22 protein-coding genes, 1 tRNA gene and 1 pseudogene are annotated in these 25,941 nt (G+C 71.5%); 11 read left to right on the top strand and 13 right to left on the bottom strand.

Annotated elements, in window-relative coordinates; all coding sequences use genetic code 11:
- The first annotated feature begins 63 nt into the window (after window positions 1–63).
- From IEY86_RS10760 to IEY86_RS10740, 5 genes and pseudogenes are all read left to right on the top strand, one after another.
- Window positions 64–783: a class E sortase gene (locus tag IEY86_RS10760; protein WP_189131361.1), complete on the top strand. Its 720-nt coding sequence runs from the start codon at window positions 64–66 to the stop codon at window positions 781–783.
- Window positions 784–836: 53 nt separating this feature from the next.
- A complete protein-coding gene (locus tag IEY86_RS10755; RefSeq protein ID WP_189131360.1) occupies window positions 837–1,013 on the top strand; it encodes a hypothetical protein in 177 nt (58 codons plus the stop codon).
- A complete protein-coding gene (locus IEY86_RS10750; RefSeq protein WP_189131359.1) occupies window positions 1,010–1,648 on the top strand; it encodes an aminodeoxychorismate/anthranilate synthase component II in 639 nt (212 codons plus the stop codon). The genes IEY86_RS10755 and IEY86_RS10750 overlap by 4 nt, the downstream gene beginning before the upstream one ends.
- Before the next feature lie 62 nt (window positions 1,649–1,710).
- Window positions 1,711–2,565, top strand: a pseudogene (locus IEY86_RS10745) (class E sortase); the annotation flags it as partial.
- Window positions 2,566–2,669: 104 nt separating this feature from the next.
- Window positions 2,670–3,353 (top strand): class E sortase, encoded by a 684-nt coding sequence (locus tag IEY86_RS10740; protein WP_189131357.1) that lies wholly within the window; start codon window positions 2,670–2,672, stop codon window positions 3,351–3,353.
- A 147-nt stretch (window positions 3,354–3,500) separates the two neighbouring features.
- On the opposite strand, the gene pknB is transcribed toward IEY86_RS10740, so the two are convergent.
- The 6 genes from pknB to IEY86_RS10710 all read right to left on the bottom strand — a co-directional run bounded on the left by pknB (window position 3,501) and on the right by IEY86_RS10710 (window position 11,732).
- Complete coding sequence (pknB, locus tag IEY86_RS10735; RefSeq protein WP_189131356.1) at window positions 3,501–5,519, bottom strand: Stk1 family PASTA domain-containing Ser/Thr kinase; 2,019 nt, start codon at window positions 5,517–5,519, stop codon at window positions 3,501–3,503.
- A 181-nt stretch (window positions 5,520–5,700) separates the two neighbouring features.
- Window positions 5,701–7,161 carry a peptidoglycan D,D-transpeptidase FtsI family protein gene (locus IEY86_RS10730; RefSeq protein WP_189131355.1) on the bottom strand — a complete coding sequence of 487 codons (1,461 nt, stop codon included), beginning with the start codon at window positions 7,159–7,161 and terminating at the stop codon, window positions 5,701–5,703.
- 58 nt (window positions 7,162–7,219) lie between these two features.
- Window positions 7,220–8,632, bottom strand: a complete 1,413-nt coding sequence (locus IEY86_RS10725; protein ID WP_189131354.1) for an FtsW/RodA/SpoVE family cell cycle protein — start codon at window positions 8,630–8,632, stop codon at window positions 7,220–7,222.
- Window positions 8,633–8,644: 12 nt separating this feature from the next.
- Window positions 8,645–10,342, bottom strand: a complete 1,698-nt coding sequence (locus tag IEY86_RS10720) for a PP2C family protein-serine/threonine phosphatase (protein WP_189131353.1) — start codon at window positions 10,340–10,342, stop codon at window positions 8,645–8,647.
- Between the two features lie 39 nt (window positions 10,343–10,381).
- Entirely contained in the window at window positions 10,382–10,900 is a 519-nt protein-coding gene (locus IEY86_RS10715) for an FHA domain-containing protein FhaB/FipA (protein ID WP_189131352.1), read from the bottom strand.
- A 10-nt stretch (window positions 10,901–10,910) separates the two neighbouring features.
- The gene (locus tag IEY86_RS10710; protein WP_189131351.1) at window positions 10,911–11,732 is read right to left on the bottom strand and encodes an FHA domain-containing protein; all 822 of its coding nucleotides are present in this window, start codon (window positions 11,730–11,732) and stop codon (window positions 10,911–10,913) included.
- 582 nt (window positions 11,733–12,314) lie between these two features.
- On the opposite strand from IEY86_RS10710, the gene IEY86_RS10705 reads away from it, so the two are divergent.
- Window positions 12,315–12,398 (top strand) — tRNA-Leu (locus IEY86_RS10705).
- A 373-nt stretch (window positions 12,399–12,771) separates the two neighbouring features.
- Window positions 12,772–15,012 (top strand): heavy metal translocating P-type ATPase, encoded by a 2,241-nt coding sequence (locus IEY86_RS10700; RefSeq protein ID WP_189131350.1) that lies wholly within the window; start codon window positions 12,772–12,774, stop codon window positions 15,010–15,012.
- An 82-nt stretch (window positions 15,013–15,094) separates the two neighbouring features.
- Here IEY86_RS10700 and IEY86_RS10695 read toward each other — a convergent pair whose 3' ends face one another.
- Window positions 15,095–15,748: an FMN-dependent NADH-azoreductase gene (locus IEY86_RS10695; protein WP_189131349.1), complete on the bottom strand. Its 654-nt coding sequence runs from the start codon at window positions 15,746–15,748 to the stop codon at window positions 15,095–15,097.
- A gap of 188 nt (window positions 15,749–15,936) precedes the next feature.
- On the opposite strand from IEY86_RS10695, the gene IEY86_RS10690 reads away from it, so the two are divergent.
- A complete protein-coding gene (locus tag IEY86_RS10690; RefSeq protein WP_189131348.1) occupies window positions 15,937–16,296 on the top strand; it encodes a winged helix-turn-helix transcriptional regulator in 360 nt (119 codons plus the stop codon).
- Between the two features lie 102 nt (window positions 16,297–16,398).
- On the opposite strand, the gene IEY86_RS10685 is transcribed toward IEY86_RS10690, so the two are convergent.
- A complete protein-coding gene (locus IEY86_RS10685; RefSeq protein WP_189131347.1) occupies window positions 16,399–18,936 on the bottom strand; it encodes an ATP-binding SpoIIE family protein phosphatase in 2,538 nt (845 codons plus the stop codon).
- Between the two features lie 208 nt (window positions 18,937–19,144).
- On the opposite strand from IEY86_RS10685, the gene IEY86_RS10680 reads away from it, so the two are divergent.
- The 3 genes from IEY86_RS10680 (at window position 19,145) to IEY86_RS10670 (ending at window position 21,894) form a co-directional block, all read left to right on the top strand.
- Window positions 19,145–20,584: a DUF2252 domain-containing protein gene (locus tag IEY86_RS10680; protein ID WP_229698311.1), complete on the top strand. Its 1,440-nt coding sequence runs from the start codon at window positions 19,145–19,147 to the stop codon at window positions 20,582–20,584.
- A gap of 85 nt (window positions 20,585–20,669) precedes the next feature.
- On the top strand, window positions 20,670–21,470 hold the full coding sequence (locus tag IEY86_RS10675) for a hypothetical protein (RefSeq protein WP_189131346.1): 801 nt from the start codon (window positions 20,670–20,672) through the stop codon (window positions 21,468–21,470).
- A 94-nt stretch (window positions 21,471–21,564) separates the two neighbouring features.
- A complete protein-coding gene (locus IEY86_RS10670) occupies window positions 21,565–21,894 on the top strand; it encodes a rhodanese-like domain-containing protein (RefSeq protein WP_189131345.1) in 330 nt (109 codons plus the stop codon).
- 61 nt (window positions 21,895–21,955) lie between these two features.
- On the opposite strand, the gene IEY86_RS10665 is transcribed toward IEY86_RS10670, so the two are convergent.
- From IEY86_RS10665 to paaB, 5 genes are all read right to left on the bottom strand, one after another.
- Complete coding sequence (locus IEY86_RS10665) at window positions 21,956–23,101, bottom strand: acyl-CoA dehydrogenase family protein (protein WP_189131344.1); 1,146 nt, start codon at window positions 23,099–23,101, stop codon at window positions 21,956–21,958.
- A 146-nt stretch (window positions 23,102–23,247) separates the two neighbouring features.
- Complete coding sequence (locus tag IEY86_RS10660) at window positions 23,248–24,447, bottom strand: 2Fe-2S iron-sulfur cluster-binding protein (RefSeq protein ID WP_229698310.1); 1,200 nt, start codon at window positions 24,445–24,447, stop codon at window positions 23,248–23,250.
- Window positions 24,448–24,948 carry a 1,2-phenylacetyl-CoA epoxidase subunit PaaD gene (gene paaD / locus IEY86_RS10650; RefSeq protein ID WP_189131343.1) on the bottom strand — a complete coding sequence of 167 codons (501 nt, stop codon included), beginning with the start codon at window positions 24,946–24,948 and terminating at the stop codon, window positions 24,448–24,450.
- A complete protein-coding gene (paaC, locus tag IEY86_RS10645) occupies window positions 24,942–25,658 on the bottom strand; it encodes a 1,2-phenylacetyl-CoA epoxidase subunit PaaC (RefSeq protein WP_189131342.1) in 717 nt (238 codons plus the stop codon). Before paaC ends, paaD begins: the two co-directional genes overlap by 7 nt.
- On the bottom strand, window positions 25,655–25,939 hold the full coding sequence (gene paaB / locus IEY86_RS10640; protein WP_189131511.1) for a 1,2-phenylacetyl-CoA epoxidase subunit PaaB: 285 nt from the start codon (window positions 25,937–25,939) through the stop codon (window positions 25,655–25,657). Before paaB ends, paaC begins: the two co-directional genes overlap by 4 nt.
- Window positions 25,940–25,941: the final 2 nt, after the last annotated feature.

Below are 25,941 nucleotides of genomic sequence, written 5' to 3'. Positions count from 1 at the left end.
GGCCCGTCCGGCGCCGGGGCCGGAGGCCGCCGGCAGGGGGAGGCCAAGGTGCGGGCAGGGGCGTTGAGTCTTCGGCTGGTCCTGCGCACGCTGAGCGAACTGTGCGTCACCGCGGGTACGCTGATCATCCTCTTCGTCGTCCACCTGCTGTTCTGGACCGGGGTGCGCGCGGACCGGGCGATGGACGGCGAGGTGGACCGGCTCCAGCACTCGTGGTCGCAGTCGCAGCGGGCCCACCCGCGGCCGTCGTCGACGGCCGGCTCCCCGCGGCCCGGCCGCGACGCTCCCGCGCCGCCCGCGTCCGGCACCTACCGCGAGGGCAAGGCGTTCGCCGTCATGTACATCCCGCGCCTGGGCCATGGCTGGCACAAGCCCGTCCTCGAGGGCACCTCCACGGGCGTGCTGCGGCGCGGCCTCGGCCACTACACCGGCACCGCCCGCCTCGGCGCCACCGGGAACTTCTCCGTCGCCGGCCACCGCAGGACCTACGGGGACCCCTTCAAGGACTTCCCCAGGCTGCGTCCCGGCGATCCGGTCGTCCTCACCGACGGAGCCTCCTGGTACACGTACCGGATCGACACCCGGCCGTACCGGACGCTGCCGAGCGACGTGGGCGTCATCGACCCGGTGCCGGCGAGGTCCGGGTTCACGGGGCCGGGACGCTATCTGACCCTGACGACCTGCGACCCCGAATGGGGCCACAGCCACCGCCTGATCGTGTGGGCACACCTGGACGCCCGTCACCCGGTCGGGGAAGGAAAGCCCGAAGCGCTGAACGGCTGAGGGCCCGTGCCCCTTACTCTTGGTTGGTCCTCACGGAAGGGAGCGGGAGCGGGATGTACGGCTGGATCTGGCGGCATCTTCCGGGCAACGCGTGGGTGCGGGCGGCGATCTCGCTCGTGCTGGTGCTCGCCGTCGTCTACGTGCTCTTCCAGTACATCTTCCCGTGGGCGGAGCCGCTGCTGCCGTTCGGCGACGTCACGGTCGACAACAACGGTGGAGCGTCCCGGTGACCGCAAGGATCCTCGTCGTCGACAACTACGACAGCTTTGTCTTCAACCTCGTGCAGTACCTCTACCAGCTCGGCGCCGAGTGCGAGGTCGTCCGCAACGACGAGGTGACCACCTCCCACGCCGAGGACGGCTTCGACGGCGTGCTGCTCTCGCCCGGCCCGGGAACGCCCGAGGAGGCGGGGGTCTGCGTCGACATGGTGCGCCACTGCGCCGAGACCGGGGTCCCGGTGTTCGGTGTGTGCCTGGGGCTCCAGTCCATGGCCGTCGCCTACGGAGGCGTCGTCGGCCGGGCCCCGGAGCTGCTGCACGGCAAGACCTCGCCCGTCTCCCACGAGGGCCGGGGTGTCTTCACCGGGCTGCCCTCGCCGTTCACCGCTACGCGGTACCACTCGCTGGCGGTCGACCCGCAGACGGTGCCCCCGCGGTTCGAGGTGACCGCGTGGACGGGCTCCGGTGAGAACTACGTGGTCCAGGGGATGCGCCACCGCGACCTCCCGGTCGAGGGGGTGCAGTTCCATCCGGAGTCGGTGCTCACCGAGTGGGGGCATCGGATGCTGGCCAACTGGCTGGTCACCTGCGGCGACCCCGGGGCGGTCGAGCGCTCGGCCGGACTCGCCCCGGTGATCGGGAAGTGACCACGGCCCGCCCGCCCGCCGATGTCGCACGGTCCGGCGACTACGCCGGGCCCGCCGCGGGCGGGGGGCGGGCGGCACGCCGCAGGGCGGCGCAGGAGGAGCGCAGGCGCTTTCGCAGGAAGCGGCAGGGCGGCCACCACGGCAGACGGGGCGCGCAGACGGCCCCACGGGCCGCCAGTGGCGCTCTGGGGGCACCGGGCAGCCGTGTCGAGGCCCGCCGCCGGGCCAGGGCGGCCAAGGAGCACAGGCTGGTGCTGACCAGCCGGGTGGTCGGTGAGCTGTTCATCACCCTCGGCGCGGTGATGCTGCTCTTCGTGGCGTACCAGCTGTGGTGGACCAATGTGCTGGCCCACAAGGCCGCCGCGGGTGCCGCCCACCGCCTGGAGAAGCAGTGGCAGGACGGCGGGCAGGGCGAGCGGGCGGCGGGGGCGTTCGAGCCCGGCCAGGGCTTCGCGATCATCTACATCCCCAAGCTGGACGTGAAGGCGCCCATCGCCGAGGGCATCGACAAGCACAAGGTGCTCGACAAGGGCATGATCGGCCACTACTCGGGCGAACAGGAGACGGCGATGCCCTGGGCGAAGACGGGCAACTTCGCGCTCGCCGGACACCGGAACACCCACGGTGAGCCGTTCCGGTACATCAACAAGCTCAAGCCGGGCGATCCGATCATCGTGGAGACCGCGAAGGCGTACTACACCTACGAGATGACCGGACTGCTGCCGCAGACCCCGCCGTCGAACGTCGGCGTCATCGAGCCCGTGCCGGACGGGTCGGGTTTCACCAAGCCCGGCAGGTACATCACCCTCACCACGTGCACGCCGGAGTTCACCTCCACGTACCGGATGGCGGTCTGGGGCAAGATGATCGACGAGCGACCGCGCGGCAAGGGGAAACCCGACGCGCTGGTGGGCTGAGCGGGCATGGGAACGGGGTTGGGAACGCGGTGACGTCGCAACAGCAGATCAGGCGGACGCCCCTCGGGCCGCGGCGCCGGCCCCGCGGCGGCGGCAGCACAGGCATGCGGCGCAGGAGCGGGGTGGCGCTCGCCGCCGGTGTCATCGGTGAGCTGCTGATCACGGCGGGCGTCGTGCTGGGCCTGTTCGTCGTCTACTCGCTGTGGTGGACCAATGTGGTGGCCGACCGGGTGGCGGCGAAGAAGGGCGACCGGGTCCGCGACCACTGGGCGCACGACGACACCCCCGGCCGCGACTTCGACGCCAAGGACGGCATCGGCTTCCTCCACGTCCCGGCGATGGGCAGGAAGTTCCAGGTGCTCATCGTGAAGGGCACGGACGCCGAGGAGCTCAACAAGGGCGTGGCGGGCTACTACACCAAGCCGGTCAAGGCGGCACTGCCGTGGGCGGGCCACGGCAACTTCACCCTGGCCGCCCACCGCGACGGGCACGGCGCGAAGTTCCACAAGCTGAACCGGCTGGACAAGGGCGATGTGGCGGTCGTCGAGACCAAGGACGAGTGGTACGTCTACAAGGTCTTCAACACCCTCCCCCAGACCTCGAAGTACAACGTGGGCGCCATCGAGGCGATCCCGAAGGGCTCCGGCCGTACCAAGGCGGGCCGCTACCTCACGCTGACGACCTGCACCCCGGTCTACACCTCGCGCTACCGCCTGATCGTCTGGGCCGAACTGATCCGCACCGAGAAGGTCGACCCCGAACGCACCCTGCCTCCCGAGCTGCGCTGAGCCGGGGATCAGCGCGGCGGGAGCGGACGGCAAAAGGAGAAGCGGGAGCGGACGGCGAAAGAGAAGAGGGGAGGGGCCGCGAACCTGGGTTCGCGGCCCCTCCCCTTCGCTTGCCGTCAGGCGGTTCGGCCGACGTCGGCGAGGTGGCTAGCCGGTGCCCACATTGCCGCCGATGAAGCCTCCGCCGTTGCCATTGCCGCCGTTGCCGTTGCCTCCGTCGTTGCTGGGGCCGACCGTGGTGACGGTGACGGTGCTGTTCGGGTCCACCTCGGTGCCGTTGGCCGGGTCCTGGCTGACGACCAGCGCGTTCGGGTCGTCCGAGCCCTGGCCCACCGCGAGGTTCAGCCCCACGCGCTGGAGGTCCTGCCTGGCCTGCTGGACGGTCTTGCCCGCCAGGTTGGGCACGGGGACCTTCTGTTCGGCGGCCTTGGGGACGGTGAGGGTGATGGTCTCACCCGGGTTCACCTTGCTGCCCGCGGACGGGCTCTGCTTGAAGACGGTGTCCGCGGGCTTGTCCGGGGCGTCCTCCTCGGCCTTGGTGGCGTTCAGGCCCCTCTCCTTCAGGGCCGCCACCGCGTCGTCGAAGCTCTTGCCGACCACGTCCGGGACCTCGGTGAGCTGGACCTCGGGCTTCCTCGCCACGGTCAGCGTGATCGTGGCGTTGGGAGAGGCGGTCTCACCGGCGGTCGGGTCCTGGTCGATGACGGTGCCGGGCTCGGCCTGGTCGGAGGTCTTGTTGTCGCGCGCGACCTTGAAGCCCTTGTCCCGCAGGTCCTGGGCGGCCTCGGCGAAGGTCTTGCCGGTCTCGTCCGGGACCTCGATCGCCTTGGGGCCCTTGGAGAGGAAGACGGTGACGGTCTCGTTCTTGTTGATCGGCTCGCCGGCCGCGGGGTCGGTGCTGCAGACCGTCCTCTTGGGCTGGTCGCAGTTCTTCGGCGCCCCTTCTTTGTAGACCAGCCCGGCGTTGGCCAGCTGGGTCTTGGCCTTGGAGGCGGTCAGGCCGGTCAGCACCGGTACCTGGGTGCCGTTCTTCGGGGGCGCGTCGAAGATGGCCTTGCCGACGAAGAAGGCGCCCGCGAGCACCAGGATGGCCGCCAGGACCAGAAGGATCACGGAGCTGCGGCTCTTCTTCGGGGGCTGGCGGCGGCTGGCGCGGCCGCCGTACTCGTCGTCGCCGCCGTCACCGCCGTCGATCGGGGGCAGCATCGACGTGCGAGGGCCGCCGTCGTGGGCGTGCATCGCCGTGGTGGCGGCTCCGTCGCCGTAACCGCCCTGGCCGTAGTCGCCGTAGGCTGCGGCGCCCATGGCGGCGGGGGCGTTGACGGGAAGGCCGTCGAGCGCCCGCTCGATGTCGGCGCGCATCTCGTCGGCCGACTGGTAGCGGTCGTCCGGGCTCTTGGCGAGCGCCTTGAGCACGATGGAGTCGTACGCCGGGGTGACCTCGGGGTCGAAGACCGACGGGGGCTGCGGCTCCTCGCGCACATGCTGGTACGCCACGGCGACGGGGGAGTCGCCGATGAACGGCGGCCGCACGGTCAGGAGCTCGTAGAGCAGACAGCCGGTGGAGTACAGGTCGGATCTCGCGTCGACCTGCTCGCCCTTGGCCTGCTCGGGCGAGAGGTACTGGGCGGTGCCGATCACGGCCGCGGTCTGCGTCATGGTCATACCGGAGTCGCCCATGGCACGGGCGATGCCGAAGTCCATGACCTTGACCTGGCCGGTGCGGGTCAGCATGACGTTCGCGGGCTTGATGTCGCGGTGGACGATCCCGGCGCGGTGCGAGTACTCCAGCGCCTGGAGGATGCCCACGGTCATCTCGAGCGCGCGCTCGGGCAGGAGCTTGCGGCCGGAGTGAAGAAGCTCTCGCAGGGTGGAGCCGTCGACGTACTCCATCACGATGTACGGGATGGAGACACCGTCGACGTAGTCCTCACCGGTGTCGTAGACGGCGACGATGGCCGGATGGTTGAGCGAGGCCGCGGACTGGGCCTCGCGGCGGAACCGGGCCTGGAAAGACGGATCGCGGGCGAGGTCCGCCCGGAGCGTCTTCACAGCGACGGTGCGGCCGAGCCGGGTGTCGTGGGCGAGGTAGACCTCGGCCATTCCGCCGCGGCCGAGGACCGCGCCCAGTTCGTACCGGCCGCCGAGGCGACGCGGCTCTTCCATAGCTCCAGCCCTCTCCTTAACCGATACCGATCTTCGGCTGTGTGCCGCTCGCGCATACGGTACCGGTCCTGTCTCCGGGATCCCTGGTCGGACCAGCAGCCGATATCCGACCGGTACCGGGTCTCCACCCGTCTCCACCGGTCGTACTCATGGGCCTCATGGGTCCCACCGCTTCCCTCGGTTACTTGTCCAGCACGGCCCGCATCACGTCACGGGCGATCGGGGCGGCCAGGCGGCCACCTGCGACGTCGTTGCGCACCGTGCCGGAGGAGTCCTCCACGACAACGGCGACGGCGACGGGTGAACCCTTGTCGGTCTTCGCATACGAGATGAACCATGCGTACGGCTTGCCCGAGTTTGCCACACCGTGCTGAGCGGTGCCGGTCTTGCCCCCGACCTCGACCCCCGGGATCCGGCCGTTGGTTCCGGTGCCCCGCTCGACGACGTTGACCATCATCTGCTGGAGCTTCTGGGCGTTCTCCGGCGAGACCGGCCTGGACATCTGCTCGGGGGTGGTCTGGGCGATGACGTTGAGGTTCGGGGCGCGCAGCTCCTGGACCAGGTACGGCTTCATGAGCTTGCCGTTGTTGGCGACGGCGGCCGCGACCATGGCCATCTGGAGCGGGGTGGCGCGGTTGGAGGCCTGCCCGATGCCCGCCATGGCGTTCTGCGGCGGGTTGTCCTTCGGGTAGACGCTGGCCTCGGCGCGGACCGGGATGAAGACCTTGTCGTTGAAGCCGAACCTCTCGGCCTGCTTCTTCATCTTCTCGTTGGTCAGGTTCTCGCTGATCTTGCCGAAGACCGTGTTGCACGAGTACTGCAGCGCCACCTTCATCGAGGCGTTCTTGCAGGGGATGTTCCCCTCGTTCTTCAGCTCCGTCGTCGACTGCGGCAGCCGGTACGGCAGAGGGGACTTCGTCTTCTCGTCGATGTCCGTGTACAGGCCGTTCTCCAGCGCCGCGGCGGCGGTGACGACCTTGAAGGTCGAACCCGGAGGGTAGGTCTGGCGCAGCGCCCGGTTGAGCATCGGGTCGTCGGGGTTGTTCTCCTTCTGCAGCGCCGACCAGTTCTTCCCGTCGGTCTTGCTGTTGCCGGCGATCGACGAGGGGTCGTAGGACGGGGTGCTCGCCAGGGCGAGGATGGCGCCCGTCTCGGGGTCGAGGGCGACGACGGCGCCCTTCTTGTCCCCGAGGCCCTCGAAGGCGGCCTTCTGCGCCTTGGGGTCGATCGTGGTGACGACGCTGCCGCCCTTCTTGGGCTTGCCGGTCAGCACGTCGATGGTGCGGTTGAAGAACAGGCGGTCGTCGTCGCCGGTGAGGATGCCGTCCTCGATGTTCTCGATCTGGTTCGAGCCGAAGGCCTGCGAGGCGTAGCCGGTGACGGGGGCGTACATCGGGCCGTTGGTGTAGGTGCGCTTGTACTGGAAGTCGCTGCCGTCGGTCTTGGTGGACCCGGTGATGGACTTTCCACCGACCACGATGTCGCCGCGGGGCTGGGCGTAGCGCTCGATGGGCACCCGGCGGTTGTGCTCGTCGGTCTTGAGCTCGTCGGCCTGGACGAACTGGACCCAGTTGTCCCTGACGAGGAGGGCGAAGATCAGCAGCCCGCAGAAGATGGCCACGCGGCGCAGCGGCTTGTTCACGATCGGGCTCCCTTCTCTGCCATGGGTACGGCGCTTCGGTCGACGGTGCTCACACCGATCACAGTCGCACCACCTGTGTCGGTTCCGCGTCAGTGGTCGGTGCCGGTGCCGGTGCCGGGCGTCGCGCGGTGTCGCTGATCTTGAGCAGGATCGCCACGAGCGCCCAGTTGGTGATGACCGAGCTTCCGCCCTGCGCGAGGAACGGCATCGTCATGCCGGTGAGCGGGATGAGGTTCATCACGCCGCCCGCGACGATGAAGACCTGGAGGGCGAAGGCGCCGGACAGGCCCACGGCCAGCAGCTTCCCGAACGGGTCGCGTGCGGCGAGGGCGGTGCGCATGCCGCGCTGGACGAGCAGGGCGTACAGCACGAAGACGGCCATCATTCCGCACAGGCCGAGCTCCTCGCCGACCGTGCCGAGGATGAAGTCGCTCTTGGCGGCGAACTTGATCAGGTCCGAGTGGCCCTGGCCGAGTCCGGAGCCGAGGACGCCGCCGGAGCCGAAGGCGAACAGTGCCTGGGCGGCCTGGTCGGAGATCAGACCGGGCGGCGGGTGGGGGCCGAAGATCGCCATGGGGTCGAGCCAGGCCACGACGCGCTGGTGGACGTGCGGCTCGAAGCTCGCCACGACCGCCGCGCCGCCGGCGGACATCAGCAGACCGAAGACGATCCAGCTGGTGCGCTCGGTGGCCACGTACAGCATGATCACGAAGAGGCCGAAGAACAGCAGCGAGGTGCCGAGGTCGGTCTCGAAGACCAGGATGAGGATGCTCAGCGCCCAGACGACCAGGATGGGGCCGAGGTCGCGTCCTCGCGGCAGGTACAGGCCCATGAAGCGGCGGCTGGCGAGCGCCAGGGCGTCGCGCTTGACCATCAGGTACCCGGCGAAGAAGATCGCGATGATGATCTTCACGAACTCGCCCGGCTGGATCGAGTACGGGCCGATGTAGATCCAGATCTTGGCGCCGAAGCTCTCCGCCCGGGCGGGGAAGAACGCCGGGGCGGCGAGCAGGACCAGCGCCACCACCATCGAGATGTAGGTGTAGCGCTGCAGGACGCGGTGGTCCTTGATGAAGATCAGCACGCAGACGAACAGGATGATCCCCAGGGTGGACCACATCAACTGCGTCGAGGCGCCGGTGCCTTGGCCGAGCCTCTTCAGCAGCGGGGACTGGTCGAGTCGCCAGATCAGCACCAGACCGAGGCCGTTGAGCAGGGACGCCACGGGGAGCAGGAGCGGGTCCGAGTAGGGCGCGAAGCGGCGCACGGCCAGGTGGGCGATGAGCGCCATGGCACCCAGCCCCAACCCGTACGCCAGCATGCCCGCGGGCAGGGAGCCGTTCAGGGCCAGGCCGACGTTCGCGTAGGCGAAGATCGGGATGAGCACCGCGAAGCCGAGCAGGAACAGCTCGGTGTTGCGCCGGTTCGGGGCGCCCTGCGGCGTGATGGTCGTGGTGTTGCTGCTACTCAAGACTGGCCACCCTCACTGCTTGCCCGGGCAGTTCTGGGCAAGCTTCTGCTCCTCGGGCGAGAACGAGGTCGACGGCGTGGGCGTCGGAGTCGGAGTCGGCGTGGGCTTGGTGCTCTGGCCCTGGCCTCCCTTGCCCGGCGAGCCCGAGGGGGTCGGCGAGGGGGCCTTGAGCGCCGCCTGGCGGACGCCGGTGCCCGCGTCGGCCGCGCCGAGCGCGTCACCGGTGCCGACGGCGCCGCCGTCGGAGCCCGCGCCCGTGCCCGCGGTCGTGCCCTTGTCCCCGCCCTTGGCGGGTCCCTCGACATCGCCCTTCTGCGGCGGCTTGCTCTGCTGAGGCTTCTTGCGCTCCTCGTCGAGGATGCGGCAGACCTTCGCCTGGTCGCTCAGTGAGCCGACGCGGTTCTCGGCCTGGTCGAGGTTGTCGACCGTGATGGTCGCCTCGACCTGCTTGCGCTGGTAGTCCGGCAGGTACTTGAGTTCGATCTCGGGGTGCTCGCGGTAGACATCGGACAGGCTCAGGCCCGCGAGCTGCTGGTCGATGCCCCGGTAGACGGCGACATGGCCGTCGGTGGCGCCGATGTAGTACTGCGTCTGCGTCCAGCGGTAGCCGCCGTAGAGCCCGCCGCCGACGACGGCGAGCGCGAGGCCCACAACGATGGAACGCTTGATCCAGGGGTTGCGTCGGCGCCTCGGCTTGTCGAACGAGTCGTCGCCGTACGCGCCGAAGCTTCCGCCGGGCACCGCCATGGCCGCCGGATCCGCGGGGCCGAAGGCTCCCTCGGGGGCCGCGTGGTGGGGTCCCTGGGCGGGGCGGCCGAGCCCGGAGGCGCGGCCTGCCGGGGTGTTGAGCGAGCGGTGGTCGGTGGCGGTCGGCGGGCTGTCGGCGACGGCGCCCACGACGACCGGGGTGTCGTTGAGCTGTCCGGCCAGCGTGTCGTTGTCGTCGACGTCCAGGACATCGGCCACGATGCACGTGATGTTGTCGGGCCCGCCGCCGCGCAGCGCGAGCTGGATGAGCTCCTGCACGGTCTCGTGCGGCTGGTGGTACCCGGCGAGGGTCTCTTCCAGGGTCTGGTGGCTGACCGGTCCGGAAAGGCCGTCGGAGCAGATCAGATAGCGGTCGCCCGCCCGCACCTCGCGGATCGACAGGTCGGGCTCGACCTGGCCGCGGCCGTCGAGGGCGCGCATCAGCAGCGAGCGCTGCGGATGCGTCTCCTTCTCCTCCTCGGTGATCCGGCCCTCGTCGACGAGCCGCTGCACCCAGGTGTGGTCCTGGGTGATCTGCGTGAGCACGCCGTCGCGCAGGAGGTAGGCGCGGGAGTCGCCGACGTGGACCATGCCGAGGCGCTGGCCGGTCCACAGCAGGGCGGTGAGCGTGGTGCCCATGCCCTCGAGCTGGGGGTCCTCCTCGACCATCTGCCGCAGTTGGTCGTTGGCCTGCTGGACGGCGCTGCCGAGCGCGGTGAGCAGGTCGGAGCCGGGGATGTCGTCGTCGAGCTGGACGAGGGTGGAGATGACCTCGGAGCTGGCCACCTCGCCCGCGGCCTGGCCGCCCATGCCGTCGGCGATGGCGAGCAGGCGGGGACCGGCGTAACCGGAGTCCTCGTTGCCCTCCCGGATCATGCCTTTGTGAGAACCGGCGGCGAAACGCAGAGACAGGCTCATGCGCACCTCCCCCGTTGGCTCCGGGTACATCCGCACGGTGCCCACCCTCCGAGTTTGAGCTCGCCTCGTTCGCTCATTGTGCGACTACTTCCGCAGCTCGATAACGGTCTTGCCGATGCGGATCGGGACTCCGGGCGCGATCGGTGTCGGAGTGGTGAGTCGGGACCGGTCCATGTACGTGCCGTTCGTGGACCCCAGGTCCTCGACGATCCACTGGCCGTCGCGGTCCGGGTAGATCCTGGCATGCCGGCTGGACGCGTAGTCGTCGTCGAGCACGATGGTCGAGTCGTGGGCCCGGCCGAGAGTGATCGTCTGGCCCTGGAGGGCGACGGTCGTGCCCGCCAGTGAGCCCTCGGCGACCACCAGCTTGGTGGGGGCGCCTCGGCGCTGGCGGTTGTTGGCCGGGCGGTTCTGCTGCCGCGCGGGCTGCTGTTGCTGCCGCTGGTTCGGCGGCCGGTCGGAAGTGGAGCCGCGGCGGGCGGCCCGCTGGGTCACCCGGGTGCCGAACAGGTCACTGCGGATGACCTGTACGGCGACGATGACGAACAGCCACAGAACGGCGAGGAAACCCAACCGCATGACCGTCAGGGTCAGCTCTGACATTGCCCCCGCTTCACCCTTCGGCTTGCCGGTACACGATGGTGGTGCTGCCCACGACGACACGAGAGCCGTCGCGGAGCGTAGCGCGCTGGGTGTGCTGCCCGTCCACCACGATGCCGTTCGTGGATCCCAGATCCTGGATGGTCGAAGGCGACCCTACGCGGATTTCCGCGTGCTTCCTGGACACCCCCGGGTCGTCGATGCGCACATCCGCCTCCGTGCTGCGTCCCAGAACGAGGGTCGCTCGGGAGATCTGGTGCCGCTGGCCGTTGATCTCGACCCAGCGGCGCACGGTGGAGGGGGCGCCTCCGGTGCCCGGCAGCCGCGTGACCCCGGGGGGCGCCTGCACTCCGGGCGGGCCCGGGGGCATCGGCGGGGGCGCGAGGCCCCCACCGCGGTACGCGGCGGGACCCTGAGGCTGGGGGCTGCGCGACGCGCTCGCGGAATGGGGCTGGGACTCGCTGGAGGCCAGGGTCCTGCTGCGAACCCGGTAGAGGCCCGTGTCCAGGTCGTCGGCCTTGTCCAGATGGACCTTGACCGATCCCATGAAGGTGTACCGCTGCTGTTGTGCGTAGTCGCTCACCATGCCGGCGAGCTCTTCGCCGAGCTGTACCGAGTACGGGCTCAGCCGCTCGTAGTCGCTGGCGCTCAGCTCGACGACGAAGTCGTTGGGGACGACGGTGCGGTCGCGGTTCCAGATGGTGGCGTTGTTGTCGCACTCGCGCTGGAGGGCGCCCGCGATCTCGACCGGCTGGACCTCGGACTTGAACACCTTGGCGAAGGTGCCGTTGACGAGACCCTCGAGCCGCTGCTCGAACCGCTTCAGAACTCCCATGTGGCACCTCCTTCCTCAATGGCTCTGTGCCTGTAGGCCCACTTGACTGGCCCGGCCGCCGCGGCCGGCCGCCTGATACTGCTTACTGATCGTATCCACGCTTGAGGTGATGCAGTGGTTCCCCGAGCAGCCCGATCCCGCGAGTGTCGCCACTCACAACGCCTTGCCCGCTCGCTCGATCGTCACACCCTTCGTGCGCTGCTCGAACCCCCTTCTTCCCGTAGGGATGGTAGAGGGGGCCCGCTCCAGTGTCCCGCAAGCCCGGGGAAACCCTCCGCCCGGGGAGCGGGAGGCGCCGGACGCGGTGGGCCGCCGGGTGTATCGGGGGCGTCCCGCAGCCGTCCCGCAGCCGTCCCGCAGCTGTCCCGGGGCCGTCCTGGGGCGGCGCAGCGGCGGTGCTCGGGCGGACTCCGGCGGGGTCGGCGGGGTGCGGGCGGGCCCGGTCCGGACGGTCCTCCGTACCCGTTAACGGATGTGATTCGGCCTGCGTCACCGTGCTAATGTCTTCTGTGTCGGGAGGCGCTCGCACGACCCTGACCGGACGCCCGGTCGGTTGTGGGAGAATCGAACGGCAGCACCCATGCGCGGGTGGCGGAATAGGCAGACGCGCTGGATTCAGGTTCCAGTGCCCGAAAGGGCGTGGGGGTTCAACTCCCCCCTCGCGCACAAGCGGCGGACCTCTCCGGTAACGAAAGTTACCCGGAGGGGTCCGTTTCTCGTTGTCCGGTTGCCGCCCTGCCGCCCTGCCGCCGGCGCCGTGGCTTGCCCTCTCTCCGCTCCCGCGCGCCCCTGTTGTCACTGCCGTTGTCGTCGCTCCGGCCGCGCCGCCGTTCCCGGAAGCGGAGGGACGTGTTCCTTCTCACTCCTCCCCTCCCCGCTCCGCGTCGCACCCGTGAAGCCACCCGTCCGAAGCCGAGGTCGCCGGGCGGGGCGGCCGGCCCACTCCAGTGATACCCCTGGGGGGTATCATGGGAACTGATGAAGGGTGGCAGACGACCACCTGGCAGTGCAGTGTTGTTTCCGGGATCCAGGAGTTGCGATGACGACGGCACCCGCGGACGCGGCCGGTACCAGGGTCGAGCTGGAGATCGGCGGGATGACCTGTGCCTCCTGCGCGGCCCGGGTCGAGAAGAGGCTCAACCGCATGGACGGCGTGACCGCCAGCGTCAACTACGCCACGGAGAAGGCCCAGGTCACCTTCGTGGACGGGGTCGCGGTCGAGGATCTGCTCGCCACCGTGGAGCGGACGGGCTACACCGCGGCGCTGCCCGCGCCCCCGGCGGCCGAGGAGGAACGGGAGCGCCCGGAGCCGGACGAACTGGCCGGGCTGCGGCAGCGGCTGGTGACGGCCGTCGTGCTCGCGCTTCCCGTGGTGCTGATGGCGATGGTGCCCGCGCTGCAGTTCCGCAACTGGCAGTGGCTCTCGCTGACCCTGGCCTCGCCCGTGGTGGTCCATGCCGCCTGGCCGTTCCACCGTGCCGCCTGGACCAACCTGCGGCACGGCGCCGCCACCATGGACACCCTGATCTCGGTGGGCACGCTCGCCGCCTACGGCTGGTCGCTGTGGGCGCTGTTCTTCGGCACGGCCGGCGAGATGGGCATGAAGCACCCCTTCGAGCTGTCCGTCGAGCGCGTGGACGGCAGCGGCACGATCTACCTGGAGGCGGCGGCCGGGGTGACCGCGTTCATCCTCGCCGGGCGGTACTTCGAGGCCCGCTCCAAGCGCAGGGCGGGGGCGGCGCTGCGGGCGCTGATGGAGCTCGGGGCGCGGGATGTCGCGGTGCTGAGGAATGGGCGGGAGGTGCGCGTTCCGACCGCCGAGCTGGCCGTGGGCGAGCTGTTCGTCGTCAGGCCGGGGGAGAAGGTCGCCACCGACGGTGTGGTGCGCAAGGGCACCTCGGCCGTCGATGCGTCGATGCTGACCGGTGAGTCGGTGCCCGTGGAGGTGGCGGTCGGGGACCCGGTCACGGGAGCCACGGTCAACGCGGGCGGGCGGATCGTCGTCGAGGCCGCCCGCGTCGGCGCGGACACCCAGCTGGCGCGGATGGCCCGGCTGGTGGAGGACGCCCAGAACGGCAAGGCGGCGGCGCAGCGGCTGGCGGACCGGATCTCCGCGGTGTTCGTGCCTGTGGTGATCGCCCTGTCCGTGGCCACGCTCGGCTACTGGCTGGGCGCGGGCGAGGGCGCCGCGGCCGCGTTCACCGCCGCCGTCGCCGTCCTGATCATCGCCTGCCCGTGCGCGCTGGGGCTGGCCACGCCGACCGCGTTGATGGTGGGCACCGGGCGCGGCGCCCAACTCGGCATCCTGATCAAGGGTCCCGAGGTGCTGGAGTCGACCCGCGCGGTGGACACGATCGTGCTCGACAAGACCGGCACCGTGACGAAGGGCGCGATGGCCCTCGTGGAGCTCCATGCGGCCGGGGGCGTCGACGAGGGGACCGTGCTGCGGCTGGCGGGCGCGCTCGAGCACGCCTCGGAGCACCCGATCGCCAAGGCGGTCGCCGCCGCCGCGGCTGAACGCACCGGAGAACTGCCGTCCCCGGAGGACTTCACGGCCGTCCCCGGCCTGGGGGTGCAGGGCGTCGTGGACGGGCACGCCGTGCTCGTCGGGCGCGAGAAGCTCCTGCGGCGGTGGGCGATCGACCTGCCCGGGGAGCTGACGGCGGCGAAGGACGAGGCCGAGCTCAAGGGCCGCACGGCGGTCGTGGTGGCGTGGGACGGCGCCGCGAAGGCGGTGCTGGTGGTCGCGGACGAGGTCAAGCCGACCAGCGCCGAGGCGGTCCGGCAGCTGCGTGCTCTGGGGCTGGCCCCGGTCCTGCTGACGGGTGACAACGAGGCGGTGGCCAGGGCGGTTGCCGCGGAGGTCGGCATCGACGAGGTGATCGCCGAGGTGCTGCCCGAGGAGAAGGTGTCGGTCGTCGAGCGGCTCCAGGGCGAGGGGAAGTCGGTCGCGATGGTCGGCGACGGGGTCAATGACGCCGCGGCGCTGGCCCAGGCGGACCTGGGGCTGGCCATGGGCACCGGCACGGACGCGGCGATCGAGGCGGGCGACCTGACGCTGGTGCGCGGGGATCTGCGGGTGGCCGCGGACGCGATCCGGCTCTCCCGCAGGACGCTGGGCACGATCAAGGGCAATCTCTTCTGGGCGTTCGGCTACAACGTGGCCGCGCTGCCGCTGGCCGCCGCCGGGCTGCTGAATCCGATGATCGCGGGCGCCGCGATGGCGTTCTCGTCGGTGTTCGTGGTGGGCAACAGCCTGCGGCTGCGCGGCTTCCGGTAGATCCGGGCAGCCGCGTGGACATGGCGCTGGGCCCCTCCCCGAGTCGGGAGGGGCCCAGCGCCGTTGGCTCGCGGTACGGGTGTCAGGCGGCCAGCTTCGCCGCGACCTCGTGCGCCCTGGTGGTGGCGTCCTCGTGGGCCTTGGCGCGGGAGGCGTCGGCGGCGTCGCGCAGCTCGGCCATGGCCGGGTTCACATGGGCCAGGGTCAGCTCGGGAACGATGATCGTCGTCTCCATGCCGAGCGCCTCGGTGAAGACCTTGCGCAGATAGGGCTCGGCGAAGTCCCAGCCCTCACGCGGGGTGCCCTCGGCGTAGGAACCGCCGCGGCTGCTGATGACGGTCGCGGGGCGCCCGGCGAACGGGGATCCGTTCTCGAGGCCGATGGTGCGGCCGAAGATCAGGACGTGGTCCAGCCACGCCTTGAACGTCGAGGTGATCGTGAAGTTGTACATCGGCACCGAGAACAGGTACGCGTCCGCTTCCAGCAGCTCGTTGATCAGCTTGTCCTGAAGGGCGGCGGCGGTCCGCTGCTCGGCGGTGCGGCCGGCCTCCTCGGCGAAGCGGGCGCTGATGCCGTCGGCTCCGAGGTGGGGCAGCGGGGAGGCGCCGAGATCGCGGTAGACCACCGTGCCGCCCGGGTGCTTGTCCTCCCACGCGGTACGGAAGGTGGCCGCGACATCGCGGGAGACGGAGCCCTCCTGAAGGGCCGAGGAGTCTATGTGCAGGAGCTTCGACATGGGTACTCCACTGTGGTGGCTGGTGACTGGTGGCTACTGACGGCGGGTGCCGCCCGGTCCGGTCGCCGCGGTGACGGCTGATGCGACTCCCGGCGGGGGCCGCCGACTGGCAAAGGTTTTGTGCGCAACTATTGATAGCACAGCGGCTTACTTTTTTATAGCCACGTACCCCTGGGTAGAATTCCCGCATGGCGGAGCGAGTGAACCCCTGCGACGGGAAGCACGGCGCGCACGAGCGGCTGACCCGGGTCTTCGCGCTGCTCGGCAAGCGCTGGACCGGCATGGTGCTGTTCTCGCTGATGGAGGGCCCCGTCCACTTCTCCGAGCTGCGCCGGTCCATCCCCGGCATCAGCGAGCGGATGCTGTCCGACCGCCTCACCGAGCTCGGCGAGGCGGGTCTGGTCGTCCGCGAGGTCGTCGAGGGCCCTCCGCTGGGTGTGCGCTACCGGCTCACCGCCGAGGGATCCGCCCTGGAGCCGTCCATGGCGGAGCTCGGCCGCTGGGCCGAGCGATGTCTCAAGGTGGACCAGGAAGCGGCGGCCGAGTAGCCCGCCGCACGGCCACCGTCACACTCCACGAAGCGCGGTGTCGCCGTCCCGCGGGCGGTCACCCGCTGGAGGTCCCGGCGGAGCCCGCCCCGCCAGTCCCCGCTAGTCCGCCTCGTGCGGCAGCGCCAGCTCGAACCAGACGACCTTGCCGACCGCCTGCCGGCTGGTCCCCCACCGCCGCGACAGATTGCTCACCAGCGCGAGCCCCCGGCCGTCCTCGTCGTCGGATTCGGCCCGCCGCAGCAGCGGCAGATTGTGGTCGTCGTCGCTGACCTCGACCATCAGCTTCCCCACCCGCATCAGCCGCAGCTCGACGGGCGCCGTCGTGGCCGCCCGCACCGCGTTGGTCACCAGCTCGCTCACCAGGAGCTCGGTCAGGTCGCTGAGGGCTCCCAGGCCCCAGTCCGCGAGCTGTTTGCGGGTGAGCGCCCTTGCCCGGCGCACCTGGGCGTAGTCCAGCCGCAGCGACCACTCGGCGACGTCCTGCGACGGGATGCCGTCGAACCTGGCGACGAGCAGCGCCACGTCGTCGCGCCGGTCCTCGGTGTGCAGGCTGCTCAGGATCGCGTCGCAGACCTCCTCCGGGGACTGCTTGGGCTCGATGACGTTCTCGCACAGCGCGGCGAGGCCCGCCCCTATCCCGCCCTCGTCCCGGACCTCCACCAGCCCGTCCGTGCACAGCACCAGCCAACTGCCGTCCGGCACACAGATCTCGAAGGACTCGAACGGCACCCCGCCGACACCGATCGGTGCCCCCTCGGGCACCTGGAGCAGCTCGCTCGGACCCTCGGGCCGGGCGAGGACGGGCGGCACATGGCCCGCGTTGGAGAGCGTCAGGGTGCGGTGGATGGGGTCGTAGACGGCGTACACGCAGGTGGCGAGGTGGTCGGGGCCGAGACGGTGCGCGAGGTTGTCCAGATGGCGCAGGAGCTGCGCGGGCGGCAGATCCAGTGCCGCCATCGTCTGCACGGCGGTGCGGAACTGGCCCATGGCCGCGGCGGAGTGCAGCCCGTGGCCCATCACATCGCCGACGATCAACGCCACGCGCCCGCCGGGCAGTTGGACGGCGTCGAACCAGTCGCCGCCGACCTGGGCCTGCCGGTCGCCCGGCCGGTAGTGGTGCGCGATCGACACTCCCGGCAGCGCGGGTGGCCGGGACGGCAGCATGCTGCGCTGGAGCGTGGTGGCGGCGCGCGACTCCACCATGTGCAGACGGGCGTTGTCGATGCTCAGCGCCCCTCGGGCGGCCAGCTCCGCCGCCGTGGCCGCGTCCTTGTCGTCGAACGGGCGGCGGTAGGTGTTGCGCAGTAGCAGGACCCGGCCGACGACCGTGCCGCGGGCGATGAGCGGAACGATCAGCAACGACCGCCCGGCCAGCAGCCGGGCGGTGTCGAGGGCGCCGAGGTCGGCCGCGATCTCCTGCGCCTGCACGGGGTCCACCACGGAGATGAGCATCCGCTCGCCGAGCCGCCCCCACTGGCTGTCGATCACGGGCGTCAGCAGCTCGCCGTCCGGGGCGAGTTCGGCGACGGGCTCGGCGATGCCCAGATGCTCCACCGCGATCCGGCGCAGCACGGCGGCGTCCTCGGGGCGCTGGTCCTGGGGTGGCTCGAGGTCGTTGATGAGCTGGTCGACGACCTCCACACAGGCCAGGTCGGCGAAGCGCGGCACGGCCACCGCGCACAGCTCGCGGGCCGTGGTGTCGAGGTCCAAGGTGGTGCCGATGCCCGATCCCGCCTCGCGCAGGAGGGCGAGTTGCTCGTCGACGCCCGAATCGTCGCCGGGTCCGCCGTGGGCGCCCGAGCCATCGGCGTCACCCGGCGGCAGCTCCCGGTGGCGCGGCCGTGAGTAGCGACCGACGGTCAGCGGGCCGGGCCGGCGTCTGCGCACCCCCGGATTGCCCGAGCCGTCGTGCGGCAGGACGGGCAGCGGGGCGGAGCCGTCCACCTCCAGCACCGGGTAGCCCAGCGGCACCAGTTGGCGCATGATCCGCTCCAGGCGGTTGGGGCTGACCCTGGGCAGTATCGTCCCCAGCCGCGCGCTCAAATGGTCGGCGAGCACGGGGTCGTAGACCGCCGCGAGCCCGGCCGCCACCCTCAGCTCCCCCGGTCCCGGAGGGTCGGTGCTGGTGTAGGGGCGCAAGTGGTCGCCGACGGCGATCCTCGGCCCCTCTGTGCGCAGGGGCTTGGCGTTGGCGGCGAGGACGAGCAGGCTGCGTCCGGCGGGTTCCACGAGGCGGTAGGACCACCACAGCACATCGCGCACCCGGCCGTCGCGGTCGACGGCGGACATCGCCCCGGCCCACGCGGGATGGGTGAGGTCGTCGAGCCGGTCCAGCGCGTCACGGTAGGGGCGGTCCTGCGGCGCGGACCCGGCGGGGGCCGAAGGGCCGTTGTCGCGCGGCTCGTTGGCGGGCCGCTGCCGGGGCGGTACGGGAAGGGGTACGGCCACGGCCGGCAGGAGCCCCGAGGCACGCCTGCCGAAGACGCCCTCCCAGCGGTGGCCGAAGAGCTCCTCGGCCCCGCGGTTCCAGTACGAGACCCGTCCGTCCGGATCCACGGACAGCACGGCGAGACGCAGCAGTGCCGCTACGCCCGAGGTCGTCAGAGCGGTGGGAAGGGGACCGGGGTGGTGGGTCATCTCCTGGTGGTCTCCGCTGAGGAGTCGGATGAGGAGTCGGATCGCTTCCGGAGCGTTGCCGCGTAAGCACAGGGAAGCATGAATCGTCCCACCAAGGCAGACAATTGGCGAGAATGCCCCCGAGGGGGACGTCCGTGTCGCGGGGCCGTGGTACGAGCGGTTGACCCCGGGCGGTAGCGTGCGCGGTCGACACGGGGAGGAGAGTCCGGTGGCAGACACTTTGGGACAGTCGGAGGAGCTCACGGGAGCACCGGCGGCGGGGCGCAGGATTCCGGTCGTGGCGGGGTTCGCCCGACCGGGGGCGGGGGTCTCGCCGAAGAAGGCGGGCAAGCAGCTGCGGGAGAGCGTTCCGCACGAGGCGCACGCCGACTTCGAACCGGGCGCGGATCGGCCCTCGGCGCTGGAGTCGGTGCGTCGGACCAACGTGGGCAGACTGCCCGAACTCACCCCGATAAGGGTCGGCCGGATGTCCGCCTCGCCCTTCGCCTTCCTGCGCGGCTCGGCCGGGCTCATGGCCGCCGACCTCGTCGGCACCCCCGTCACCGGGGTGACCGCGCAGCTGTGCGGTGACGCGCACGCCGCCAACTTCGGCCTCTACGGCGACCCCACCGGCCGCCTGGTCATCGACATCAACGACTTCGACGAGACCGTCAACGGCCCCTGGGAGTGGGACGTCAAGCGGCTCACGGCCTCGCTGGTGCTGGCGGGGCGGGAGGCGGGCGCGAGCGAGGACGCCTGCCGGGAGGCCGCCTTCGACGCGGTCGGCGCCTACCGCCGCACCGTCCGGCTCCTGGCGAAGATGTCCTCCCTCGACGCGTGGAACGCCATCGCCGACGAGGAACTGGTCTCGCACGCCGACGCCCACGACCTGGCCGGCACGCTGGAGCAGGTCTCGCACAAGGCGCGCAAGAACACCAGCGCCAAGTTCGCCTCGAGGAACACCGAGGAACTGCCCGACGGCACCCACCGGTTCACCGACGCCCCGCCCGTGCTGCGCAGGGTGCCGGACCGGGAGGCCGGGGCGGTCGCGGCCTCGCTGGCGGAGTACCTGGCCACGCTCCAGCCCGACCGGCTGCCGCTGCTGGGCCGGTACACCATCCACGACGTGGCGTTCCGGGTGGTCGGCACGGGCAGCGTGGGCACCCGTTCCTATGTGGTGCTCCTGCTGGACCACCGGCGCAAGCCGCTGGTGCTCCAGGTCAAGGAGGCACGCGCGTCGGTGCTCATCCCCCATCTGGCGAAGGCGGGCTTCCCCGCGCCGCAGGAGGGCGGCCACGAGGGCAGGCGTGTGGTGCTGGGCCAGAAGCGGATGCAGGTCGTCAGCGATGTCCTGCTGGGCTGGACGACGGTCGAGGGCCGCCCCTACCAGGTGCGCCAGTTCCGCAACCGCAAGGGCAGCGTCGCCCCCGCGGCTCTCGCTCCCGAGCAGCTCGACGACTACGGGCGGATGACGGGCGCGCTGCTGGCCAGGGCGCACTCGCACAGCGTGGACCCGCAGCTGCTGGCCGGGTACTGCGGCAAGCACGAGAAGCTGGACGAGGCCATGGCCGACTTCGCCGTGCGGTACGCCGATGTCACCGAGCGCGACCACGCCGAGCTGGTGACCGCCGTGCGCGACGGGCGGATCGAGGCCGAGACGGGAGTCTGAGCCTTGAGGGCACCTCTGCCGCCGGGAGCCCGGCCGCCGACCGGTGATCGGCGGTGACCGGTGGGAGAGGGCCTAGGCTGTCCGCGTGGGCCAGCATGAGAGACCGACCCAGGACCTGTCCGACGCGGAGCGCGAGGAGCGGCTGGAGAACGCCGTCTGCGGGGCCGAGCAGGCGCTGATCGAGTTCGAGATCGCCGTGGAGACCTTCCGTGTCGAGGTGGACAACTTCGCACGGCTGCACCACCAGCGCCTCGGGCCCATGTACGCGCGCCTGGACGAGCTGGACGCGCTGATCGCGGAAGCGGTCGCGGCCCGTACGGGCGCGCCCGAGGACATCCGGCAGGCGAGGGAGGCGCGCGAGCGTGCCCAGCCGATGCCGGATGTGGACGAGCTGTTCGGCCGGGGGGCCGAGCAGGTGGAGGACCCCGAGCCGGAGCCCGAGGCCCCGCCGCGGGTGCGTCCCGGCAAGGAGGCGCAGCGCCTGTACCGGGAGCTGGCCCGCCAGGCGCACCCCGATCTGGCCCAGGACCCGGCCGAGCAGGGGCGGCGCAGCGCGTTCATCGCCCGGGTCAACGAGGCCTACGCCCGCGGCGACGAGCAGGCCCTGCGGGCGCTGGCCGAGGAGTGGGCGGCCGGCGGCCCGTCCGAGCTGGAGCACCTGCACGGCGTGGAGGTGCTCTACGCCCGTCTGGAATGGCTGGCGGCACGGCAGGAGGCGCTCTCCGCGCTGCGCTCCGAGTTGGAGGAGAGCGCGATCGGGGCGATGCTGCGGATGGCCCCGGACGATCCGGACGCCCTGCTGAACGAGATCGCGGAGCAACTGCTCGCCCAGGTCGCCGAGCGCGAGGCGAGGCTGCGCGAGCTCCTGCACCCCCCTGCCGACTGAGCCCGCCCCCGAGCCCGCCCCCCGAGCCCGCTGATATGAGCCCGCCGACCTGGGCCCGCCGACGTCGAGCCCGCTGACTGAGAGAGGTCCTTCGATGTACAACGCCCTGCCCGCCGTGGACGCCGCGGCGGTGCCCGCGGACTCCTATGTGCTGGACGTGCGCGAACCCGACGAGTGGGCGGCCGGCCATGTGGACGGCGCCGTGCACATCCCCATGGGCGAGGTCGTGGCCCGCATCGGTGAGGTGCCGCAGGACCGCAGGGTCCATGTGATGTGCCGGGTGGGCGGCCGTTCCGCCCAGGTGGCCCAGTACTTGATCGCGCAGGGTCTGGACGCGGTCAACGTGGACGGCGGGATGCTGGCCTGGGCCTCGTCGGGACGGCCCATGGTCACGGACGACGGCGGCACGGCGGGCGTGCTGTAAGCGGGTCCGCCGGAAAGGCCGACCGCCCGGGTTCCGGCTCCAGCGGACCGCCCGGCGCCGGCTAGCCGAGGGAGTGGGCGGCCAGCAGGTCGCCCAGCGCCTCCTCGTGGGCGGCGGCCGGGCCCAGGGAGAGCTCGAGCTGCTTGGCCCAGGCGTGGTAGCGGTGCAGGGCGTAGTCGGTGTCCGCGCCGAAGCCGCCGTGCAGGTGCTGGGCGGTCTGCACGACGTTCCGCACTCCTTCCGACGCCCAGATCTTGGCCACGGCCACATCGGCGTCGACGGGCAGCGCGCCCCCGTGCTGTTCCTGCGGGGTGGCGGTCTCGAGCCTCCAGGCGGCCTGCCAGAGCGTGGCCTCCATGGCCCGCAGGTCGATGTACCGGTTGGCCGCCTGCACGGCGACCGCCTGGAACGTGGCCAGGGGGTGCCCGAACTGCTCGCGCTTGCCGGTGTATTCGGCGGTCATCCGCAGCACCCGCTCGCCGAGGCCCAGGGCGAGCGCGCAGGTTCCGGTGGCCAGCAGCCGGTGCAGCCACTGCCAGGCGCCGGAGGCGGTCAGCGCCCGTTCGGCGGGCACGCGGGCGCCGTCGAGGTGGAACTCCGCGTACTCCTCGCCGCTGGTGGAGACCTGGCGCCGCGCGGTGACGCCCTCGCCGTCGGGGGCGAGCAGGAACAGACCGTCCCCGGCCGGAACGAGGACCAGATCGGCGCACCGCCCCCAGGGAACGGCGGTCTGGACGCCGTCGAGCACCCAGGTTCCGTCCCCTTCCCGGCGTTCCCGGCGGGCGGTGACCGACAGCGGCGCCCCGTCGTGGCCGGTGCGGCCCGCGGAGGCCACGGTGATCGTGAGCCGTCCCGCGACCACCTCGGGCAGCAGGCTCGCCCGCTGAGCGCCGTTCCCGAACCGCTGCACCGCGAGCGCCGCCGCGCAGCTCTCCAGCACAGGGACCCTGGCCAGTACCCGGCCCGCCTCCCGCAGCACCAGGCACAGCGCCACCGTGTCGAGCCCGGAGCCGCCGTGCTCGGGCGCCACCACGAGCCCCAGCAGATCGGCCGAGGCGAGCTTGCGCCACAGCTCGCGGTCGAAGTCGTCGGCGACGGGGCCGGGGCAGAGCGTGGGGCTGGGCACGGCGCGGGGGTCGACGCCGGCGAAGACCGTCCTAGCCGCTTCGGCGGCGGCCTGCTGCTCCTCGCTGAAGGTGAAGTCCACTGCTGGTCCCTCCCACAAGCCCGCGACCGGTCCAGAGTCCTGACTGGGTGACTCCTGGCCGGGTGAGTTCTGACTGGGCGTCAGGTTAGAACACGTTCTATGAAGAGGGAACAGGGCGGCGGCTGCGGACCCAGTGGCTGAATGCCTCAGCGGTCGAAGTCGACCTCGACGCTCTCCGACGTCGGGTGGGACTGGCAGGCCAGCACATAGCCCGCCTCGACCTCGTCGGGCTCCAGCGCGAAGTTGCGGTCCATGCGCACGGAGCCGGAGACCAGGAACGCCCTGCAGGTCCCGCAGACCCCGCCCTTGCAGGCGTAGGGCGCGTCCGAGCGGTTGCGCAGCACGGTGTCGAGGACGGCCTCGCCGCCCTGGTTGGGCCAGGTCCCCGAGCGCCCGTCGAGCACGGCGGTGACCGTACCGCCCGTGGTCGGGGCCTCCACCCGGACGGCGGGCGCGCGGTCGTCCACGTGGAAGACCTCCTGGTGCACCCGCGCGCGGTCCACACCGAGGCGCCGCAGAGCGTCGGCGGACTCCTCGATCAGCTGGTACGGCCCGCACAGGAACCACCCGGCGACCTCGTCCACCGGCAGGAGCGAGGGCAGCAGCCCCGCCAGCCGGTCCGCGTCCAGGCGCCCGGACGGCAGTCCCGCCTGCCGCTCCTCGCGGGTGAGCACATGCACCAGCTGGAGCCGCTCGGGGAAGCGGTCCTTGAGGTCGGCCACCTCGTCCAGGAACATCGCCGAGGCCGCCGTCCGGTCGCAGCGGACCAGGCAGAACCGGGTGTCGGGCTCCTGCTCGAGGAAGGTCGCCACGAGCGACAGCACCGGGGTGATCCCGCTGCCGCCGACGACGGCGGCGTAGTGGCCCGGCTTGGTGGGGAGGGTGAAGCGGCCGGCGGGGGTCATCACGTCGAGGACGTGGTCCACGGCGAGCTCCTTGTTGGCGAACGTCGAGAACTCACCGCCCTCGACCATCCGCACCCCCACCCGCAGCATGGCCGGACCCTGCGCACCGGGCGCGGGAGCGGGAGAGCAGATGGAGTAGGTGCGCCGGATCTCCCCGGCGCCGTCCGCGCTCCGGTCACCGCCGCCGGCCGAACCGCTGCCGCCCCCGCTACTGCCTTCCGCGCTGTTGCCGCCCTCGCCGCTGCCGCCCTCGCTGTTGCCGCCCTCGCCGCTGCCGTCCCCCGCGTCCGCGCGGCCGGGCATCCGTACGGCGATGTGCTGGCCCGCCGTGTAGCGGTAGGCGTCGCGCAGCGCCTCCGGCACCTCGAAGGTGACGGCGACCGAGTCGTCGGTCAGCCGCTCCACGTCCGCGACCCTGAGCGGGTGGAAGCCCCCGGCCATCTACAGCTCCTTGAAGTGGTCGAACGGCTCCCCGCAGCCGTTGCACGAGCGCAGCGCCTTGCACGCGGTCGAGGAGAAGCGGCTCAGCAGCCGGGTGTCGGGGGATCCGCAGTGCGGGCAGCGCACGGTCAGCTCGACGAAGACGGCACCGCCGCTGCGAACCGGTCCGGGAGGAGCGATGCCGAACTCCTGGAGTTTGCGCCGCCCTTCGGCCGAGATCCAGTCCGTCGACCAGGCGGGCGTCAGGACGGTGGTGACCCGCGCGTCCCAGCCCCGTCCACCCAGCACCAGGCGGATGTCGGAGGCCATCGTCTCCAGCGCCGGGCAGCCGGTGTAGGTGGGGGTGAGCTCCACCTCGGCGCGGCCGGGCCCGAGCACCCGCACCTCGCGCACCACACCCAGCTCCGCCAGCGTCAGCACCGGCAGCTCGGGGTCGGGGACGGAGCCGGCCAGATCGCGCAGTTCCGAGGCCGTCAGCTCGACCGCTGCCCCGGTCACCACGTCGCCCCCGGGTGGCTGCGGTGCAGATGCTGCATCTCCGCGAGCATGCGGCCGAACGACTCGGTGTGCACACCCTGCCGTCCCGCACCCGCCGCCCACGCGGTCCGGTCGGGGCCGGTGGGGAGGGTGAGCGTGGCCCGTTCCAGGACCTGGGAGACGGTGGCCAGCCACTCCCCGCGCAGCGCGGGAAGGTCCACGTCCAGCCCCTCGACGGGCGCGAAGAGCTCACCGGTGAAGCGCCAGAGGGCGTCCACTGCCCGCCGCATCCGCTCGTGGCTGTCCGCCGTGCCGTCGCCGAGCCGCAGGGTCCACTGGACGGCGTGGTCGCGGTGGTAGGCGACCTCCTTGACGGCCTTGGCCGCCAGCCCCGCCGTCTGCGAGTCGCCCGAGGCCAGTTCCCGGTAGAGCAGCTCCTGGTAGCAGGAGAAGTACAGCTGGCGGGCGATGGTGTGCGCGAAGTCGCCGTTCGGCTGCTCGACCAGCTGGACGTTGCGGAACTCGCGCTCCTCGCGCAGATACGCCAGCTCGTCCTCGTCCCCGGCGAGCGAGAGCAGGAAGCGTGCCTGACCGAGCAGGTCGAGACCGATGTTGGTCAGCGCCACGTCCTCCTCGAGGGTGGGCGCGTTCCCCGACCACTCGCCGAGCCGCTGCGCCAGCACGAGGGCGTCGTCGCCCAGGGCCGTCGCGGCGTTCTTGAAGGCGCGCGTCACAGGTTCTTCACCCCTTCCGGCACCTCGTAGAAGGTCGGGTGCCGGTAGGGCTTGTCCGCCGAGGGCTCGAAGAACGGGTCCTTCTCGTCCGGGGAGGAGGCGGTGACGGCCGAGGAGGGCACGACCCAGATGCTCACGCCCTCCTGGCGCCGGGTGTAGAGGTCACGGGCGTTGCGCAGCGCCATCTCGGCGTCGGGGGCGTGCAGGCTCCCGGCGTGGGTGTGCGAGAGCCCGCGGCGAGAGCGCACGAAGACCTCCCACAGCTGATCCTGGCCGCTCATCC

Origin of the sequence: Wenjunlia tyrosinilytica, from assembly GCF_014646055.1 — a bacterium.
Taxonomy (GTDB): Bacteria; Actinomycetota; Actinomycetes; order Streptomycetales; family Streptomycetaceae; genus Wenjunlia; species Wenjunlia tyrosinilytica.
Note: the sequence above shows the minus strand (reverse complement) of the source record. Positions and strands in the feature narration are given on the sequence as shown.

Bases quoted from the DNA above. Each gene is read 5' to 3' on its own strand.
- IEY86_RS10710 (WP_189131351.1), bottom strand. From the start codon at position 11,732: ATGGGAGTTCTGAAGCGGTTCGAGCAGCGGCTCGAGGGTCTCGTCAAC.
- IEY86_RS10690 (WP_189131348.1), top strand. From the start codon at position 15,937: ATGGCGGAGCGAGTGAACCCCTGCGACGGGAAGCACGGCGCGCACGAG.
- IEY86_RS10700 (WP_189131350.1), top strand. From the start codon at position 12,772: ATGACGACGGCACCCGCGGACGCGGCCGGTACCAGGGTCGAGCTGGAG.
- IEY86_RS10685 (WP_189131347.1), bottom strand. From the start codon at position 18,936: ATGACCCACCACCCCGGTCCCCTTCCCACCGCTCTGACGACCTCGGGC.
- IEY86_RS10670 (WP_189131345.1), top strand. From the start codon at position 21,565: ATGTACAACGCCCTGCCCGCCGTGGACGCCGCGGCGGTGCCCGCGGAC.
- IEY86_RS10755 (WP_189131360.1), top strand. From the start codon at position 837: ATGTACGGCTGGATCTGGCGGCATCTTCCGGGCAACGCGTGGGTGCGG.
- IEY86_RS10695 (WP_189131349.1), bottom strand. From the start codon at position 15,748: ATGTCGAAGCTCCTGCACATAGACTCCTCGGCCCTTCAGGAGGGCTCC.
- paaB (WP_189131511.1), bottom strand. From the start codon at position 25,939: ATGAGCGGCCAGGATCAGCTGTGGGAGGTCTTCGTGCGCTCTCGCCGC.
- IEY86_RS10740 (WP_189131357.1), top strand. From the start codon at position 2,670: ATGCGGCGCAGGAGCGGGGTGGCGCTCGCCGCCGGTGTCATCGGTGAG.
- IEY86_RS10715 (WP_189131352.1), bottom strand. From the start codon at position 10,900: ATGTCAGAGCTGACCCTGACGGTCATGCGGTTGGGTTTCCTCGCCGTT.
- IEY86_RS10660 (WP_229698310.1), bottom strand. From the start codon at position 24,447: ATGGCCGGGGGCTTCCACCCGCTCAGGGTCGCGGACGTGGAGCGGCTG.
- pknB (WP_189131356.1), bottom strand. From the start codon at position 5,519: ATGGAAGAGCCGCGTCGCCTCGGCGGCCGGTACGAACTGGGCGCGGTC.